The organism is Streptomyces sp. BE303 (assembly GCF_036290945.1).
Taxonomy (GTDB): Bacteria; Actinomycetota; Actinomycetes; order Streptomycetales; family Streptomycetaceae; genus Kitasatospora.
In genome coordinates this window covers 1-669 of record NZ_JAQYWZ010000192.1, presented here as the reverse complement: position 1 = coordinate 669, position 669 = coordinate 1, and the positions used below count along the sequence as shown (strand labels likewise).

Genomic DNA, 669 nt, shown 5'->3' with positions numbered 1-669 from the left:
CGGGCTGCTGGTGCGCCGCCTGAGGCGTGCGGCTCGGCGGTCGGGTGGCGGGTGGTTGTCGCGTGGTAGGGTGCTGGGCAGGGGAGGCACCGGTGGTCTCGGCCGCCTGGTCGCCCGGTGGGCGGTGGAGCACGGCGCCCGCCGGGTCGTGCTCGTCGGCCGACGGGGGACCGGGGCGGCGGGTGTCCGCGAGCGGACGGCGGAGTTCGAGAACGACGAGGCCCGTGCCTGCGCCCTCACCGCCCGCGCCGCGACCTCGTCGCGGTCGGTGCGGTCGCAGGCACGGGCCTCGACGGTCTCGACCTCCGCCGTCAGCTCGCGGCCACCCTCCGCCCCGGTCCCCCGTCGGCCGACGAGCACGACCCGTCGGGCGCCGGGCCCCACCGCCCCCCGGGCCCGCCGCGGACCAGCACCCCCCCGCCCCCCAACCAGTCCTCGGTCACGACACCCACCCCCCCCGCCAGCACGGCCCCCCCACGGCCGCCCCCCCCGACGGCCAAGGGCTCCGGAACGTCACTCCCCCCCCCCCGTTGTTAATGAGACGGCGACCACAGAGATCTACACCGCGATATACACTCTTTCGCACCACGACGCTCTGCCGCTCTGTCCCCCCTCGGCAGACGAGCACGACCCGTCGGGCGCTGCTGCTTGCAGCCAGTACCGCTGGTG

At 76.5% G+C, this 669-nt stretch carries 2 pseudogenes; one reads left to right on the top strand and one right to left on the bottom strand.

The window, feature by feature from the left end:
• Positions 1-10: 10 nt before the first annotated feature.
• Positions 11-241: pseudogene (locus PUR56_RS43205) on the top strand (KR domain-containing protein); the annotation flags it as partial.
• On the opposite strand, the pseudogene PUR56_RS43200 reads toward PUR56_RS43205, so the two are convergent.
• Positions 238-432, bottom strand: a pseudogene (locus PUR56_RS43200) (KR domain-containing protein); the annotation flags it as partial. The pseudogenes PUR56_RS43205 and PUR56_RS43200 sit on opposite strands and share 4 nt — an antisense overlap.
• Positions 433-669 lie beyond the last annotated feature (237 nt).